The following is a 16,617-nucleotide window of genomic DNA, read 5'->3' on the forward strand; positions in this document are numbered from 1 at the left end:
CCTGACACTGAACCTGCGCTTCCCCGGCCAGTATTTCGACAAGGAGACTGGATTGCACTACAACTACTACCGCGACTACGACCCGCTGACGGCGCGGTATATGCAGTCCGACCCGGCATTCTGCGCCGAATTGGCAGGCCAGCTGGCGGAAAGTGCCGCAGCAATGAACGACAACCAATGCTTGCAGGAAAAAGCCGCTCAATTCGCGGATAATATGCGACTTGTAGTGGTCAACAAATTTCGGACAGTAAATTGAGTTGCTTTTCCTTGATCGCCGGCGGTGTGCCGCTGTTACTTGAATGCGGGCGCTGCCAGTTGTAATACGCCATCAAATACATCCCCACATCCCGATTGGCTTCCTCAAATGAGCCGTAGCCGAGCTTGGGTATCCATTCCGTTTTTAGGCTGCGGAACAGCTGTTCCATCGGCGCATTATCCCAGCAGCAGCCGCGCCGGCTCATGCTCTGCGTGATCTGATAACGCCACAGACGTTGCCTGAACAAGCGGCTGCCATACTGACAGCCTTGGTCACTGTGAAACAGCACACCCTTGTGCTTCGTCTGGGTGTGTGTCTTGGTGTGGCTGATTTTTGATGGAATCCATCTCCTTAATGTACTGTATGGTTCTGTTTAATAAGGAATAGTAATTTTTTAAAAACCCCTTGGGCCGGGGTTTCTTTTTTTGTGTGCGATGAATGGCGCTAACGTAATGCTGAACAAGCTTCATGATGAATGAAGTCGCGCGGTGTTACGATTGAGGCTGAATTTCATTCATGCCAATGCCGCCATGACCACTTCCCGTCCGCCGATCAGTTTCGAGTTTTTTCCTGCCAAGACACCCGAAGGTGCTGCGCGTCTGCGCACCACCTGCCAGCAGCTGGCGCAGTTTCGGCCCGAGTTTTTTTCGGTGACCTTCGGTGCAGGCGGTTCGACGCAGGATGGCACGCTGGCTGCCGTACTCGACATTCGCGCTGCCGGCCATGCTGCAGCACCGCATCTGTCCTGCATCGGTGCGACACGGGATGGCATCCGCGCGCTGGTGCAGAACTACAAGGATCACGGCATTCGCCACATCGTGGCGCTGCGCGGAGACATTCCGTCCGGCATGGTCGAGATGGGCGATTTCCGCTATGCCAATGAACTGGTGAGTTTTCTGCGCGCGGAGTTCGGCGATTGGTTCCACATCGAGGTGGCCGCCTATCCCGAGTTTCACCCGCAGGCACCGAGCGCCGAGGCCGACATCCGCAATTTCGTGAACAAGGTGAACGCGGGCGCGAACGCGGCAATCACGCAGTATTTCTTCAATGCCGATGCCTATTTCCGCTTTGTCGACGCGGTGACCGCTCGCGGCGTGAGTATCCCCGTCGTTCCCGGCATCATGCCGATCCAGAATTTCAGCCAGCTCGCGCGTTTTTCCGAAATGTGCGGGGCCGAAATTCCGCGCTGGCTGCGCCTGCGCCTGCAGGCCATGGGTGATGACGTGGCGTCGATCCGCGCCTTCGGACTGGATGTGGTGACCGAATTGTCTGACCGCCTGCTGGCCGGCGGCGCACCGGGATTGCATTTCTACACGCTGAACTCGGCCGGTGCAGTCAGCACCATTTGCCAGCGCCTGGGCTATTGATGGGTATACAGCTGCAGCCTTTTCCATAAAAGGGCTGTGGAAATATACGGTGAGTGGTTCAGTTGAGTGGTTCAGCTTTCCACGATCTGCCTGATCGTGCGCTGCAGAACCGCCAGCACCGCATCGCGTTCCAGGCGGTGGCTGGTCAAACCGCGCAAACCCAGCCCCTGGAACAGGGCACAGATAGCCTCGACCCGGGCGCGCACTTCAGCGGGAGACAGGGGCGGCAAACCGCTGCGTGCCTTGCGGATCACTTCGTCGCCCAGCGCATCCAGCGCGCGGTCGGATTCGCTCAGCAGGGTCGCGACACGCGGGTTGCGACGTGCTTCGGCGAGCATTTCGAGGTGCAGCGCCATATTGTCGCCATCCAGGCTGTCATCCAGCCCGCTGCCGGCATGTTCGACCATCGCGTCGATGGTGTTTTCTGCGGCAATCAGCATTTCCAGCAGGCTGCGGATTTTTTCCTGCTCGGCAGCGACAAAGGCCGCGATGATCGCTTCCTTGTTTTCGAAGTAGTGGTAGATGTGGCCGACACTCATGCCGGCTGCGCGTGCAATGTTGGCCATGCTGGCGCCGTGAAACCCAGACTGGCGGAAGCACTGCGCGGCGGCGCACAGTACCTGGTTGCGGCGGGTTTCGGCCCGGCAGGGCTCACTACAGGATTTTTCGCTGGTCATTTTGCTTTGCACACAGATTTGATTGTCATGCAATCGTGATATTTCCTTCATTGTACCCGCTTGTTTCGCATCGACAAAATACATAGAATGAACGTTCATTCTAATTCTTGCCGGTAGCCGTGTGGCTGCCGGAGCAATGACCGAGAGAAAACAGACCATGACATTCAAACAAGGGATCATCCCGCTGGCGCTAATGCTGGCATTGGGCGTGACGCTGGCGGGGTGCGGCGGTGGCCAGGGCGGCATGCCGCCGCAGGGGCCGGCCGACGTCGGCGTGGTGACGCTGAGCACGGTCAGCGTGCCGATCGAGCGCGAGCTGCCGGGGCGCGCCACTCCCTACCGCGTGGCCGAAATCCGCCCGCAAGTCGGCGGCATCGTACAGAAGCGCCTGTTTGCCGAGGGTGGCGAGGTCAAGGCGGGCGAGCTGCTCTACCAGATCAACCCCGAGGTGTATCAGGCTGCATTCGACAGTGCCAAGGCCACGCTGGCCAAAGCGGAAGCCAATCTGATGACGCTGAAGCTGAAGGCCGAGCGCTACAAGGAGCTGGTTGCAATCAACGGCGTGAGCAAACAGGAGCACGACGATGCGCAGGCCGCCTGGCTGCAGGCGCAGGCCGATGTGGCGGCCGCTAAGGCTGCGCTGGAAAGTGCGCGCATCAATCTGGCGTATAGCCGCATCACGTCGCCGATTGCCGGTGTGATTGGAAAGTCGTCAGTTACCGAGGGTGCGCTGCTGGCAGTGGGCCAGGTTGCGCCGCTGGCTACCGTGCAGCAGCTTGATCCAATCTATGTCGACATCAGCCAGTCCAGCGCCGAGCTGCTGCGCCTGAAGCGCGAATTTGGCCAGCAGGCCGGCAAGGCCGGCATTCCGGTCCAGATCGTACTGGAAGACGGCAGCGTGCACGCTCAGCCGGGCAAGCTGGAATTCACCGACGTGACGGTCGATGCCGGCACGGGCGCGGTCAGCCTGCGCGTGCTGGTGCCCAATCCCAAACATGACCTGCTGCCGGGCATGTTCGTGCGCGCACGGCTGCAGCAGGCCGAGGTGAAGGATGCGCTGCTCGTGCCGCAACAGGCAGTAAGCCGCACGCCCAAGGGCGAGGCTACCGTGATGGTGGTCGGCAGCGGCGACAAGGCCGAAGCCCGCGTGGTGGAGGCCAGCCGCACGGTGGGCAACCAGTGGCTGGTCAGCAAGGGGCTGGCTGCCGGCGACCGCGTGATTGTCGAGGGCTTGCAAAAAGTGCAGCCGGGTATGCCTGTGAAGCCCTCTGCTGCAAATACCTTGCCGGCAGTACCTACTGGTGTATCTGGGGCGTCTTCCCCGGCTTCGGCCCCGTCCGCGGCGTCTGCTGCGTCGGCATCGGCCGTCAAATAAGGAGCAGGATCAATGGCACGTTTTTTCATTGACCGGCCCATTTTCGCCTGGGTGATCGCGCTGATCATCATGCTGGGCGGTCTGCTGGCCATCCGTGGCCTGCCGGTCGAGCAGTATCCGGCCGTCGCGCCGCCGGCGGTCACCATCCAGGCCTTCTATCCGGGTGCTTCCGCGCAGACGGTGGAAGATTCGGTGACGCAGATCATCGAACAGAAAATGAAGGGTATCGACGGGCTGCGCTACATCAGCTCGAGCAGCGACCAGAACGGCAGCGTCAGCATCACGCTGAGCTTTGAGGCGGGCACCGATCCGGACATCGCGCAGGTGCAGGTGCAGAACAAGCTGCAGCTCGCCATGCCGCAGTTGCCGCAGGAAGTGCAGGCACAGGGCATCAGCGTGTCGAAATCGTCGGCCAGCTTCCTGATGGTGCTGGGTTTCGTGTCGGAAGACGGCAGCATGGACAAGACCGATCTGGCCGATTATGTCGCTGCCAATGTGCAGGACCAGATCAGCCGCGTGCAGGGCGTCGGCGACGTGCAGCTCTTTGGGGCGCAGTACGCCATGCGCATCTGGCTGGACCCGGAAAAGCTCAGCCACTACCAGCTCACCACGCTGGACGTGATCCACGCTGTGCAGGCGCAGAACGCGCAGGTGTCCGGCGGTCAGGTCGGCGGTGCACCCTCCGTACCCGGTCAGCGCATGAACGCGGCGATCATTGCACAGACGCGTCTGCAGTCGGTCGAGCAGTTCGAGCGCATTCTGCTCAAAACCAACGCTGCCGGCGGCCAGGTGCGCCTGTCCGACGTGGCACGGGTTGAGCTGGGTGCGGAAAGCTATGACGTCGACAGCCGCTTCAACGGCAAGCCGGCCACCGGTCTGGCCGTAAAGCTCGCCACCGGCGCCAATGCGCTGGCAACGGCCGAGGCCGTGCGTACCAAGATGGCCGAAATGCAGCCTTACTTCCCCAAGGCCATGCAGGTGGTCTACCCGTATGACACCACGCCCTTCGTGAAGATCTCGATCGAGGAAGTGGTGAAAACACTGGTGGAAGCCATGGTGCTGGTGTTCCTGGTGATGTACCTCTTCCTGCAGAATTTCCGTGCCACGCTGATCCCGACGATTGCCGTACCAGTGGTGCTGCTGGGAACGTTTGGCGTGATGGCGGCGCTGGGTTTCTCGATCAACACGCTGACGATGTTCGGCATGGTGCTCGCCATCGGTCTGCTGGTGGATGATGCGATCGTCGTCGTCGAAAACGTCGAGCGCGTGATGAGCGAGGAAGGGCTCTCGCCCAGGGAGGCCACGCGCAAGTCCATGGACCAGATTACCGGCGCGCTGATCGGGATTGCGCTGGTGCTGGCCGCCGTTTTCGTGCCGATGGCCTTCTTTGGCGGCTCGACCGGCGTGATCTATCGCCAGTTCTCGGTCACCGTGGTGTCGGCGATGCTCTTGTCGGTCGTCGTGGCGCTGACATTGTCGCCCGCGCTGTGCGCGACGCTGCTCAAGCCCATTGAAAAGGGCCACAGCTATGGCGAGAAGGGCTTCTTCGGCTGGTTCAACAAGATGTTCGACCGTGGCAACCAGCGCTACCAGAATGTGGTCAGCCGCTGGCTGGCGAAAAGCGGCCGCTACATGGTCGTGTATCTGGTGATCGTGATCGCGATGGGCGCGCTGTTTGTGCGCATGCCGACGTCCTTCCTGCCGGAAGAAGACCAGGGCATCCTGTTCTCGATGGTGACGCTGCCGCCGGGCAGCACGCAGGAACAGACCGTGGCCGTGCTGAAGAAGGTGGAAGACCACTTTCTGAAGGATGAAGCCAAGTCCGTGAACTCGATCTTTACCGTGGCCGGCTTCAGTTTCGGTGGCAGCGGGCAGAATGCAGGTATCGGCTTCGTTCAGCTCAAGCACTGGGACGAGCGCAAGTCGCCCGACCAGCATGTCGGCGCGATTACCGGCCGTGCCTGGGGCGCCTTCAGCCAGATCAAGGAGGCGATGGTGTTTGCCTTTGCCCCGCCGGCGATTGTCGAGCTGGGCAATGCTTCCGGCTTCGAACTGCAGCTGCAGGATCGCGGCGGTGTCGGGCATGCGAAGCTGATGGAAGCGCGCAATATGTTGCTGGGGATGGCCGCGCAGGATCCGAACCTGATGGGTGTGCGCCCGAACGGCCAAGATGATTCGCCGCAGCTGCGCCTGCACATCGACCAGGAAAAGGCCACGGCGCTGGGCGTGTCGCTGTCCGACATCAACCAGACGCTGTCCACGGCCTGGGGCTCGGCCTATGTGAACGATTTTGTCGATCGCGGCCGCGTGAAGAAGGTGTATCTGCAGGGCGAGGCCGCCAGTCGCATGGCGCCGGAAGACCTGAACGACTGGCAGGTGCGCAATGCCAGCGGCCAGATGGTGCCCTTCTCCGCCTTTGCCAGCACCAGCTGGGAATACGGCTCGCCGCTCTTGAACCGCTACAACAGCGTACCCTCGGTCAACATCCAGGGTTCGGCCGCGCCGGGCAAGAGCTCGGGCGATGCGATGGCGGCGATGGAGGCGCTGATCGCCAAGCTGCCGCCGGGCATCGGCTTTGAATGGACTGGGCTGTCGCTGGAAGAACGTGAATCGGGTGCGCAGGCACCGGCACTTTACGCACTGTCGCTGCTGATCGTCTTCCTGTGTCTGGCCGCGCTGTATGAAAGCTGGTCGATTCCGTTTGCGGTGATGCTGGTCGTGCCGCTGGGCGTGATCGGTGCCCTGCTGGCGGCGACCGGGCGAGGTCTGTCGAACGACGTGTACTTCCAGGTCGGCTTGCTGACCACCATCGGTCTGGCGACGAAAAACGCCATTCTGATCGTCGAATTCGCCAAGGATCTGCACGAAAAAGGACAGGACCTGATGAGTGCGACGCTGGACGCGATCCGCATGCGCCTGCGCCCCATCCTGATGACCTCGCTGGCTTTCGCCTTCGGCGTCTTGCCGCTGGCACTGAGCACTGGTGCTGGTTCGGGTAGCCAGAACGCCATCGGTACCGGCGTACTGGGCGGCATGATCAGTGCCACCGTGCTGGGTATTTTCTTTGTCCCGGTGTTCTTTGTCCGCGTGCGCCGCCGCTTCAGCGGCAAGCGCCATGAGCAGGACACGAACAGCCATGGGCAGGAGTAACAAGATGCATTATTTCATGATTCGCAGCAGCGCCGCCGCCGTGGTGCTGGCGCTGCTCGGCGGTTGCGCAAACCTGGCTCCGGATTACCGGCAGCCGGATGCGCCGGTGCCGGCTACGCTGGGCAATGCCGATGGGTATGCCGGTAAAGCCATTGATAGTAAATGGTCGCAGGACAATACCCTGGAGGATCAGCGCTGGCGCCAAGTATTCACCGACCCGGCCCTGCAGGCAGTGATTGCGCAGGCGCTGGCCAACAACCGCGACTGGCGCATGGCGATGCTGAATGTCGAGAAGGCGCGCGCGCAGTACCAGGTTGTGGATTCCGCGCGCATGCCATCGATCAACGCCACCGGTAGCGGTACGCACCAGCGCACGCCGGGAACGCTCACGGACAATGGCGCGGCGCGCATCGGCCATCAGTATGCTGCCGGCGTGGGAATCAGCAGTTTCGAGCTGGATTTCTTTGGCCGCGTGCAGAACCTGTCCGAGGCCGCATTCCGCGACTACATGGCTACGACCGAGGCCAGACAGAGTGCTCGCCTTAGCCTGATCGCCAATGTGGCCAACGGCTGGTATGCACTCGCCGCTGCGCAGCAGAAGCTTGCGGTGGCACGCGCCACGCTGGCCAGCCGCCAGGAAACCCAGCAGCTGATCGAGCGGCGGCTGGCCGCCGGCGTTGCCGGCGAGCTGGAGCTGCGTGAGGCACAGACGCAGACCGAAACGGCTGCCGTGGATGTGGCGCGTTACCTCAGCCAGGTTCAGCAGTCCCGCAATGCCCTGCAACTGCTGGCCGGCTCGCCGGTGGATGTTGCCAGCCTGCCCGATGGCTGGCAGGGCGCAGCAGTGCCGGGCGTACCGGCGATTCCGGCTGATCTGCCTTCATCGGCATTGTTGCAGCGCCCCGATGTGAAGCAGGCCGAACAGCAACTGCGTGCGGCCGATGCCAATATCGGTGCCGCCCGCGCTGCCTTCTTCCCCTCCATTACGCTGACTGCGAATGCGGGAGCGGCCAGTACGCAGCTCAACCAGCTCTTCAAGGGCGGCAGCGGCACCTGGCTGTTCGCGCCGCAGATCAATCTGCCGATCTTTGATGGCGGACGCAATCAGGCCAATCTTGATGCGGCGAAGGTTGATCGCGAGCTGGCGGTCGCAGGCTACGAGAAAGCCATCCAGAGCGGTTTCCGCGAAGTGGCCGATGGCCTGGCGCAATTGCAGGGCGATGCCGACCAGCTCGCCGCGCAATCGCGTGTACTGGCCGCCAGCCAGCAGGCGCTGAAGCTGGCCGATGCGCGCTACCAGAAGGGCGTGGCCGGCTATCTGGACGTGCTGCTCGCACAGCGCAGTTATTACGGAGCGCAGCTGGTGCAGATCGACCTGCAGCAGGAGCAGGCAGCCAACCAGATCAGTCTCTACAAGGCGCTGGCGCTGTACTGATCGCACTGGCACTGTCAATGCAAAACGGGTGGCTGCGGCCACCCGTTTTGCATTCATCCCTCTGCCGGTATCACCGCCGGCGGTACCAGCCGGTGAGCGACAGGCGCTCGCGCTGCGCCGGGATGACCTCGTGCTCAAAGCGGTTCGACAGAAACGTGACCAGCGTGCCGCCGGCGGGCTGCACGTCCACCTGGCGGCCGTCATCCAGATAAATGCGCAGCTGGCCGCCGTCGCTTTCCTGCCAGTCGGGCGGGTTCAGATACAGCACGACGGTGACGACGCGGGTGTCCTGCTGGCGATGCTGGTCGAGGTGGCGCTGGTAGAAGCCGCCGGGCGGGTAGGCGGCGAAGTGCAGCTCCAGCTCGTTGAGACCCAGGTAAAGCTCACGGTTGAGCTGCTGCTGGTAGCCGGCAAAGCGCTGCATCACGAAGGCCAGCTCGGGATCAAGATTGTCCACCCACAGCACATCGTCGCGGCGGATGTCGTCACTGACCGTCTGGCCGGTGGCGCGGCCGATGCCGGCACGGTGGAAATCGTTGCGGCGGCGGGCGCTGATCGCCGCCAGTTGCGCGACTTCATCGGCAGAGAGGAAGCCGCGCACTTCGGCCCAGCCATCACTGGCCAAGGCGTCAATCATGGCGGGGAAATCGGGGCCGTTGACGATCATGCCTTGCCCTCGTCTGCGGCCGCGGTATCCGCTGCCGGTTTGGGCTGGCGCGGGGCAAACAGGAAATCCTGCGGGCGGCGGAAGAAGCGCCGCACCAGCATGCCGAACAGCGGGCGCAGCTCGGACAGCAGACGCTGGCGCGAGCGCATGGCCGTCCACAGCGCCAGCGTGAAGCTGACGGCCAGGTTGGTCAGGCCGATCAGCGCGACGCCCCACAGTGCCAGCAGCAGGATCTGCCAGTCGAGGTTGAAATTGACCCCGGCGGCGATGAAGGACACATTCGCCGACGAGAAGGTAATGTGGCGGATGTCGAGCGGCAGGCCGATCAGGAAGCCGATAAAGCCGGTCAGCCCCAGCATCATGCCGAAGTAGAAATTACCGGCCAGTGCGCCGAGGTTGTGTTCGATGTACTTGCCCAGTTTCCAGGAGCGGTGCTCGCCAAGCACGCGGTTGAGCAGTGGGTGGGCCGCGATGCGTTCCGGCAGGCGGTGATAGAGCGCCTTGTTGTCGTAGTAACCGGAGATCAGCCCGGCGAGGAAGAGCCAGACGCCGGCAATCGCCGCGTGCGGCACACCCAGCCCGGTCAGCGGCCGCAATTCGTGCAGCAATTTGCCGGTCTTGTCGAGATTGATCAGCGGCTCGCCAAAGTGATAGGCCCACAGCCAGGCCAGCCCCAGCGCCACCGGCATGGCCAGCAGTACGTTGCCGAGAATGGCGATGAACTGGGTGCGCGCGACTTTCACGATCAGCTCCACCAGCTCGCGATAACCTTCGGCACTCTTGCTGCCGGGCGGGGGCAGGGTGGCGGCAATGGTGGCGGCGGTCATCGCCGGCTGCTTGGTGGCGATCGTGCAGTGCAGCATGTGGACCAGCATGAAACCCAGCGCGTAATTGAGGCCGAAGCTCACCGCTTCGATCAGTGGCGGCAGATGAGCCTTGGCAATCTGGATCTTGAACAGCGCCATGAAGCCGACGATGATGCCGGCGCCAGCGGCCGAGCGGAACATGTTCAGCCATTCGCGGCGGTTTTCGGCGATGTAGTGTTCGCCGGTATGGCTGGCGTGCTCGGTGACCTGCAAGGCCAGCAATTCGGTGTTCTGGCGCAGCACGTCGCGCAGGCTGTGCTTGCGGTTTTCCGCGCGCACCAGCTGCAGGAACAGGCGCAGGAATGCGGGCCCCCAGTTGGGTGACGGGACCGGATCAACGAGTTCGAGCAGAATCTGCATGCGCTCGATGTGCTGCTCCAGCCGCAGCAGGTGATAGGTCAGGCTGACCGATACACCGTGGCGCAGGGCGTGCTTTCGGATGCGAGCGATCTGCGCGGTGCACTGGTCCAGCAGGACCATGATCTGCTTCTGGTCGTCGTCGAGTTCTTTTTCCTCGACCAGCGCCTTGCGGTAGTTTTCGACGAAGCTGAGCGTTTCGACATTCTGCCGCACGAAGGGCGACTCGAAGCGCTCCATGTCGGGCGCATTCTGCACCAGTTCCGGTTCCAGTCCGATGGTGGCAATCCGGCAGGACAGCACCTGGATGGCCTCCAGTCTTTGCAGCTGGCTGTAGCGATCAGGGGCATATGCGATGTCAAGTATCAGACTACGCGACAAATCAGCCCATACACCATAAGGTATGCCGCCCAGCCAGACGTAGTCATCCTTGCGGTGGAACAGCAGGCCGAACACGTCCTTCAGCAACTCCGGACGCGGTTTCACCGGCAACAGGCGCTCGCCGATGCGGCGGCGCAGACCTGCTACCAGCGGTTCATTCGAGAGAATGCCGGTATCCGTATACAGCTGCACCTGGCGGGTATTGCCCATCAGCTGATCAAGCTGCGCGCGCAGGGCCGTGCGGTATTGCGGATTCTGTTCCAGCAGGAAGGAAAGTGCGCGCACATTGTTGACGGCTGTGGTGCTGTCATCGGCGGATTTCGGCCGCACGGCGGCCACCAGATCGCGCAGATTGTTCAGTGCGGCGTCGGCATTGGCGCCGACCATGTTCTGCAGGATGGACTCCATGGATTCCTTGCGGTGAATGGCGTGGTTCAGCCGCGTGCTTCTGCGAGCAGCTGGCCGATCATCTGTCTGGCCTGGCTCTCATAGCCGCCGCCGAACAGATTGAAGTGATTCAGGATGTGGTAGAGATTGTAAAGCGTGCGGCGCACCTTGTAACCGGAATCAATTGGCCAGGCCGAGTGATAGGCCGCCATGAAACGAGTGCCGAAACCGCCGAAGAGTTCCGTCATTGCCAGATCGCATTCGCGGTCGCCGAAGTAGCAGGCCGGATCGAAAATGACTGGCGTTCCGTCAGCCAGCCCTGCTGCATTGCCGCCCCACAGGTCGCCATGCAGCAGGCTGGGCTGCGGCGTATAACCGTTGAAGAAAGCGGGCAGAGCATCCAGCAGTCGCGCTTCCTGTTCGCCAAAGCGCGCGCCATTGCGTCGTGCCAGCGCAAATTGCGGCGCCAGCCGTTCCTCGCGCCAGAAGCCCTCCCAGGAGTCGTGCCAGGTGTTGGATTGCGGTGTGCTGCCGATGGTGTTGTCGATGTGCCAGCCGAAGTGTGGCGCCGTGATGCGGTGCACAGAAGCCAGTGCCGCGCCCATCGCCGCCGGCTCCGGGCTGCCGCCCATGTCCAGCCATTCCAGCACCAGCCAGGCCGTGTCACCGCTGACGCCGTCGGCAATTACTTCCGGTACGCGCATGCCGGCTGCCAGCGCGCGCAGGCCTTCGGCTTCGGCAACAAACATGGGATGCAGTCGCGCACGGTTGGTTTTCACGAAAAAGCGCCGCTCGCCATCGCTAAGCACAAAGGCCTCGTTGATGCAGCCACCACCGACGCTGCGTTGTTGCCGGCTATGGAAGGGCTGGCCGGTGAGATGTGAAACGGCGTTTTCGAGATCGCGGATCAGGGTGCTCATGGCTATGGCTCGTTCGACAATGGGCTGATGTCGCAGTGTAGGGTTTCGCCGCGACGCCCGGTTTGCGCTGCTGCAAGCCTGCTTACTGCGCGGGTTTCCCCGTGCACGGGGTGCCGTAGTCGATGCTCAGCTTCTCGCGCTTTAGGTCATAGGTCGCCTGAACCTGCACATAAGGCACGCCAGCGACGATGCTGGGATGCGCGCAGGTTTCGGCACTGGACGGATCGATCAGGGTCGAGGCATAGACCGACCAGCCGTCCGCGCTTGATTCCACCAGCGTTCCGGGCGGCCAGATGCTGTCGGCAATGGTCTGCCCGGCCAGCGTGCAGTAGTCGAGCGTGATGACGCCATTGTTGTTGCTGACGTCGACGTGTTGCTGCTCGCTGCAGTTCCAGCCGTCAATCGTTTGTGGCGCAGGCAGGCTGAGTCGCAGATGGCGTTCATCCGGCGGGTCGGTCAGGCGGATGCCGGTGACTTGCAGCGTGCCAAATGCCAGCGGCTTGCGGGCTGTTGCGCCAACCAGTACGCGCCCAAACTGGCCATCCTGCTCGTATTCCAGCTTGCTGCCTGCGGGGAAAACCACGCCAGCCAGGGTGGCCGACGTGGGGGCGTCAGCCTTGGTTTCCGTGCGGCCCGGATAGCCTTTCAGCCAGTCCCAGCCGATGCTCCCGGCCAGCAGTATTGGCGGCAGCAGGAAAAACAGCAGCGTGATGCCGATACGCTTGCCGCGTCCCTGCGTGTGTAGCGAGCGGTAGACCAGCCAGCAGATGAAGCTCCAGATGACGATGCCAGCACTGAGTGCCGCGCCGATCAGGTAGAGAATCCCCTCGCCCCAGCCGCCCGGGCCACCATAACCACGGCTGCCGGGTGCGAACACCATGGCAAACAGGAAAACGGTCAGTGCTGTGCCGGCCAGAAACAGCTTCTTGAGTAATGGCGGCATGCCGGGCAGGGGCAGTGCTGGCGTTGTCGCAGCGGTGGAATCGGGAGGAATGAGTTTCACTGGCTGCTGGTCTCGCTGGCGGGAATGCTTGTTGGCGCGGTTGCTGAAGTGGTGGCGGAGGCGGCGTGCTGTGGGGCTTGGCAAGGTTCGCTGTCGGGCGACACCTCCAGCAGGCGGCGCTGCGTGTCATAGCGTACTTCCAGCCGGCAATACGCCACGCCATCCATGTTCGCCGGGCCGGATTCGCTGGTGGTGTAGACACGAATCACGCGGCGGTCTGCCACGCTGTCGCCCATGGCCATGCTGCCGGCAGGCCAGCGAATTCCGCCATTGTCAGCGATCAGGGTGCAGTGGCTGAGCCGGGGGCCGGCTGGCGTGAGGTCGAGCAGGGTTTCATCACGGCTGTTGCAGGTCCAGCCATCAATTTCCTGCGGCCTGGCCAGCAATACCCGGATGCGGTCCGGTTTGTCCGGATAACCCTCAAGGCTGATGGTCTCGGTAATGGCGATGATTGCCAGCGAGCCCAGTGTCAGCGGCCGTGGCGAACGCGCGGCGATCAGCCGCTTGCTGAACAGCCCGGTGTTCTCATAAGTCAGTTGGCTGCCCGGCGGGAAGGTTACCCCGGCGAGGCTGGCACCCTTGTTGCCGGAGGTGTCGACGGGTTTGTTTTCGATGCTTGTCCGGTATAAAGCCGGCAGGCTGATGAGGAAGACCGGCAGCAGCAGGAAAACGACGGTGCGCTGCCGTGCCTGCGGGTGGTCTTTCAAGGCCAGGCTGCGATAGACCCGCCAGCCAAGCCAGCTCCAGCCCAGCGTTGGCAGCAGGATGATGAGGCTGAGCAAATAGGGGGTGGGTGACAGCAGCAGTTCGATGCCGCTGGCGTCAGCGAAAAGGCGCTGCAGGCTGCCCCAATCGCCCAGCATCAAATACAGCAGGCCGAGTGCAGTCATGAGCAGACTGACCAGGAACCCGTCGATACCTTGAATGAAACTGAGCGCGAACAGCAGGAGCAGCAGCACTGCGCCGCCCAGAAAGCTGGTGCGCAGCCAGGCGGGCATTGGTAAGGGCATGCTTGAGCGGGTGGGCATGACAGCGGGAATCCTTGGCTTGCTGACGCAATTTACCAATGATACCAGTCTGATGTTGTAAGCAGGCGTGGGCAAGGCCACACGGTCTTGCACTGCGTTCGGATTGCCGCAGCGCAGGGGCAGGCGATATACATAATGATGTATATCATCAAGACCATTTCAAATAAATGGCTGGGTGAAAATACCCTTGTCGTTGCTGGTTTTTCGGTGGCCGGCATGGCAGGAGTGCTCACCGCACATGCTGTGGCGATGCCGGTTTAGTGCGTGTCCTGCCCGGCAGGCGTGCCACATTTGCGGAAAGGCTCTTCCGGCCGGCCTTTTTCCACGCACACTGTTTCGTACTCCGGGGCTGCCGGTTCGGGCTGGCCCCAGATGGCGCTGCTGCCGCTGCCATAGAGGGTATAGCGTGCGCCCGCCTGGAAGGTGAAGGGGCCGGCCGTCACGGCATCGCACAGGGTGCCGCTGTAGGTGCCCGTGCTGTCATCACCCGGGTCGGCCTGGTATTCCAGTTCGCTGAAGCGGTAGCCCAGGGTGCTTATCGAATGGCGGCATGGCGCCGACGAGTCATCTGCCTCGCCCTCGCTCCAGTAAAGCCGCATCCCTTTGGCATTCCTGCTGAACTGCGTGCCGGCAAGCCAGTCCAGGGCGCCGACGCGATGGTTTCTGGCCAGTACACATTCGACCAGCTGCCACTTGCCATCCATGACCAGTGTGACTGGTGACGCGGAATCGCAATGCCAGCCGGATATGGTTTGCGGAGCGGCCAGTGTGACCGCAATCTGCCCTTCGCCGGGCGGATAGCTCAATTCCAGCTCAGTCAGTCGCAAATGGTCCAGATGCCCTGGCGCGCTGGCGCGAATCGCGATGGCCTGCGTGCTGAAGAGGCCGCTACGCATGTACTGCACTGTTCCGCCCTCGGGGAAGGTTGCCCCGGCCAGCCGGAAGGCTTCACCGTGCTGTTCTTCCGGCAGGCGTTCGCCAATGCGTGACTTCTGCGTGTGATAGCCGCCTGCCAGCAGGAGGAGAAGCGGGCCGACGATGCCGAGAGTGATCAGGGTGGTCCTGCGCTGTCGGGCGGGCAGGCCGCGAATGATCATGGTGCCGAGATGCAGCACCAGCAACAGACCGCCCAGTGCGCCGGCGGCGATGGCGCCGATCAGGTAGGCCAGCCCATCCCAGCCACGAGCGCCCTCTGCGGCAAGCAGCATGAAGGCAGCCAGGAGAATGCAGATCCCGATCAGCCAGCGCAGGACGATATCGAGGCGCGGTGTGCGGGGCTTTGCCACAGGAGGGCGCTGGGCTGATTCGTCAACAGGCATGGCAGGGCAGGGGCAGCGAAGTGGGCTGGCTAGCGATTGTACGCAGCCTTTTCCGCCGGCGCTTCCTGATGCCTGCGCGGGGTGAACTAGATCACCAGCCGGCTACGCAAGCCCTGCGGCAGGTGTTGCAGCAGCGGCTCGAAATCGGTCGCGTCCATCAGGTTTTTCAGCTGCAGGCCCAGTTCGGTGTCTCCGGAAATGGTCAGCCGGCGCTGGAAGAACAGCGTGTCCGGATCCTCCTGGCGGCGGGCGATGATCCAGTAATCCGCCAGTGCGGCAGCAAACACCACGTCGGCGGGCTGCTCTGCCGTGACGAAACGCTGGCCATCGAAGCCGAAGGTGACGCCACGCCCCAGATCGGCGATTTCCAGGCGCACGCTGCGGCCGGTGAGCCAGGCGAAATCGTCTTCCGGCCAGAGCTGCTTGCGCAGCAGATTGAGCGCGGTGACCAGTGCCAGCGTGGGCGGCAGCTCGGGCAGCTGCTGCAGAATGGTTTTGATCGGTGCCGGGATATTCATGGGTATATTTCTCAAGCCATTTTATTCATTGGGTTGCAGGGCAATACCTGCCTTGCCATGCCAGTAGCCGTTGACCAGCCCCTGCGGATGCAGTGCGGCCAGATCGCTGCCAGCGCTGGCGTCAGTCAGCCGGGCGGCAAAGGCGTCGACTACCGCGCGGCAGTGCGTCGCCTGCGGACTGATGCGCAGGTAGCCAATGCCCGCAGCAGCCAACTGTGGCAGGTCGTCATACAGGCTGTGGCAGGCGGCGCTTTGGGTCTGGATGCCGTTGATGCGCAGGAAGTGCTGGCCTTCGCGCGTGTCGACCAGCATGCCGTCCGGGTGCTCGAGGCACTTGAACTGGCAGTCGTCTTTCTTCAGCGTGTAATGACGGGCGGTGAAGCAGCGCGCCGAGAAGGCCAGTGGCAGGTGGCCGTGTCCGAACACTTCCGTTTCGATGGCACAGGTTTTCTCGGCCAGAATCGCTGTGACCGTCTCGCGGCTGGCTTCCAGCGGCGGCACCCAGCGGGTGGCGCCCTGTGCGGCGAACCAGTCGAGCGTCGGGCCGTTGTAGATGTTGAGCGTCGCGCCGGCGACAAAGGGTATGCCGGCCTTGCGGGCGATTTCGACCGCGCCGAGGTCGTTCACTTCGATCAGCCCGCCGGCTTCGACCAGCCGTTTCAGCCCCATCAGGTCGCTGGCCGATTCCAGCAGCGCCTGTGTGCTGTAAATGACCCGTTTGCCGGCCTGTGCCAGCTCCGTTCCCAGCGCCAGCCAGTCAGCGGTTTTGACTTCATGGCGGCGTGAACAGACGACTTCGCCCAGATAAACATCAGCCACCGGCCAGCTGGCAACGTCGGCGTAAAAATCGAGCACCTGCTGGCGCGGCCAGAAATACAGGTTGGGTCCAAGGGTGAGTTGCATGGCTGCTT

At 62.6% G+C, this 16,617-nt stretch carries 15 protein-coding genes and 1 pseudogene; 6 read left to right on the forward strand and 10 right to left on the reverse strand.

What is annotated here, in order from left to right; all coding sequences use genetic code 11:
* Positions 1-256 (forward strand): RHS repeat-associated core domain-containing protein (locus tag H559_RS19800; RefSeq protein ID WP_034640731.1); only part of this gene is annotated, 256 nt, incomplete at its 5' end.
* Here the strand turns inward: H559_RS19800 and H559_RS22200 are convergent.
* A pseudogene (locus H559_RS22200) lies at positions 231-548 on the reverse strand (integrase core domain-containing protein); the annotation flags it as partial. The gene H559_RS19800 and the pseudogene H559_RS22200 sit on opposite strands and share 26 nt — an antisense overlap.
* A 238-nt stretch (positions 549-786) precedes the next feature.
* Here H559_RS22200 and metF point away from each other — a divergent pair.
* Positions 787-1,623: a methylenetetrahydrofolate reductase [NAD(P)H] gene (gene metF, locus H559_RS0110125; protein ID WP_028452618.1), complete on the forward strand. Its 837-nt coding sequence runs from the start codon at positions 787-789 to the stop codon at positions 1,621-1,623.
* 71 nt (positions 1,624-1,694) lie between these two features.
* Here metF and H559_RS0110130 read toward each other — a convergent pair whose 3' ends face one another.
* The gene (locus H559_RS0110130) at positions 1,695-2,300 is read right to left on the reverse strand and encodes a TetR/AcrR family transcriptional regulator (protein WP_028452619.1); all 606 of its coding nucleotides are present in this window, start codon (positions 2,298-2,300) and stop codon (positions 1,695-1,697) included.
* A 157-nt stretch (positions 2,301-2,457) separates the two neighbouring features.
* Between H559_RS0110130 and H559_RS0110135 the strand changes: the two genes are divergently transcribed.
* From H559_RS0110135 to H559_RS0110145, 3 genes are read left to right on the forward strand one after another with little or no spacing between them, the layout of a single operon-like run.
* Positions 2,458-3,675, forward strand: coding sequence for an efflux RND transporter periplasmic adaptor subunit (locus tag H559_RS0110135; RefSeq protein ID WP_028452620.1), 1,218 nt, complete (start codon positions 2,458-2,460; stop codon positions 3,673-3,675).
* Positions 3,676-3,687: 12 nt separating this feature from the next.
* Positions 3,688-6,825 (forward strand): efflux RND transporter permease subunit, encoded by a 3,138-nt coding sequence (locus tag H559_RS0110140; protein WP_028452621.1) that lies wholly within the window; start codon positions 3,688-3,690, stop codon positions 6,823-6,825.
* A gap of 4 nt (positions 6,826-6,829) precedes the next feature.
* Positions 6,830-8,260, forward strand: a complete 1,431-nt coding sequence (locus H559_RS0110145) for an efflux transporter outer membrane subunit (protein ID WP_081412989.1) — start codon at positions 6,830-6,832, stop codon at positions 8,258-8,260.
* Between the two features lie 70 nt (positions 8,261-8,330).
* Here the strand turns inward: H559_RS0110145 and H559_RS0110150 are convergent, their stop codons facing one another.
* The 5 genes from H559_RS0110150 to H559_RS0110170 all read right to left on the reverse strand — a co-directional run bounded on the left by H559_RS0110150 (position 8,331) and on the right by H559_RS0110170 (position 13,869).
* Positions 8,331-8,927 (reverse strand): 2OG-Fe(II) oxygenase, encoded by a 597-nt coding sequence (locus tag H559_RS0110150; RefSeq protein WP_028452623.1) that lies wholly within the window; start codon positions 8,925-8,927, stop codon positions 8,331-8,333.
* Entirely contained in the window at positions 8,924-10,939 is a 2,016-nt protein-coding gene (locus tag H559_RS0110155) for a site-specific recombinase (RefSeq protein ID WP_034640738.1), read from the reverse strand. Before H559_RS0110155 ends, H559_RS0110150 begins: the two co-directional genes overlap by 4 nt.
* A gap of 26 nt (positions 10,940-10,965) precedes the next feature.
* Positions 10,966-11,838, reverse strand: a complete 873-nt coding sequence (locus H559_RS0110160) for a fructosamine kinase family protein (RefSeq protein ID WP_034640741.1) — start codon at positions 11,836-11,838, stop codon at positions 10,966-10,968.
* 82 nt (positions 11,839-11,920) lie between these two features.
* A complete protein-coding gene (locus tag H559_RS0110165) occupies positions 11,921-12,841 on the reverse strand; it encodes a hypothetical protein (RefSeq protein ID WP_028452626.1) in 921 nt (306 codons plus the stop codon).
* Positions 12,838-13,869, reverse strand: coding sequence for a hypothetical protein (locus H559_RS0110170; RefSeq protein WP_155845369.1), 1,032 nt, complete (start codon positions 13,867-13,869; stop codon positions 12,838-12,840). The genes H559_RS0110165 and H559_RS0110170 overlap by 4 nt, the downstream gene beginning before the upstream one ends.
* Before the next feature lie 135 nt (positions 13,870-14,004).
* Here H559_RS0110170 and H559_RS23310 point away from each other — a divergent pair, with 135 nt between their 5' ends.
* On the forward strand, positions 14,005-14,130 hold the full coding sequence (locus tag H559_RS23310) for a hypothetical protein (RefSeq protein ID WP_281171364.1): 126 nt from the start codon (positions 14,005-14,007) through the stop codon (positions 14,128-14,130).
* On the opposite strand, the gene H559_RS0110180 is transcribed toward H559_RS23310, so the two are convergent.
* The 3 genes from H559_RS0110180 to H559_RS0110190 form a co-directional block, all read right to left on the reverse strand.
* Positions 14,127-15,155, reverse strand: a complete 1,029-nt coding sequence (locus tag H559_RS0110180) for a hypothetical protein (protein ID WP_034640744.1) — start codon at positions 15,153-15,155, stop codon at positions 14,127-14,129. The genes H559_RS23310 and H559_RS0110180 overlap by 4 nt on opposite strands.
* Positions 15,156-15,274: 119 nt before the next feature.
* Positions 15,275-15,706: a ubiquinone anaerobic biosynthesis accessory factor UbiT gene (ubiT, locus tag H559_RS19805; RefSeq protein WP_051279254.1), complete on the reverse strand. Its 432-nt coding sequence runs from the start codon at positions 15,704-15,706 to the stop codon at positions 15,275-15,277.
* 21 nt (positions 15,707-15,727) lie between these two features.
* Positions 15,728-16,609: a U32 family peptidase gene (locus H559_RS0110190; protein WP_028452629.1), complete on the reverse strand. Its 882-nt coding sequence runs from the start codon at positions 16,607-16,609 to the stop codon at positions 15,728-15,730.
* Positions 16,610-16,617: the final 8 nt, after the last annotated feature.

It is taken from the genome of Chitinilyticum aquatile DSM 21506, assembly GCF_000430805.1.
Taxonomy (GTDB): domain Bacteria; phylum Pseudomonadota; class Gammaproteobacteria; order Burkholderiales; family Chitinibacteraceae; genus Chitinilyticum; species Chitinilyticum aquatile.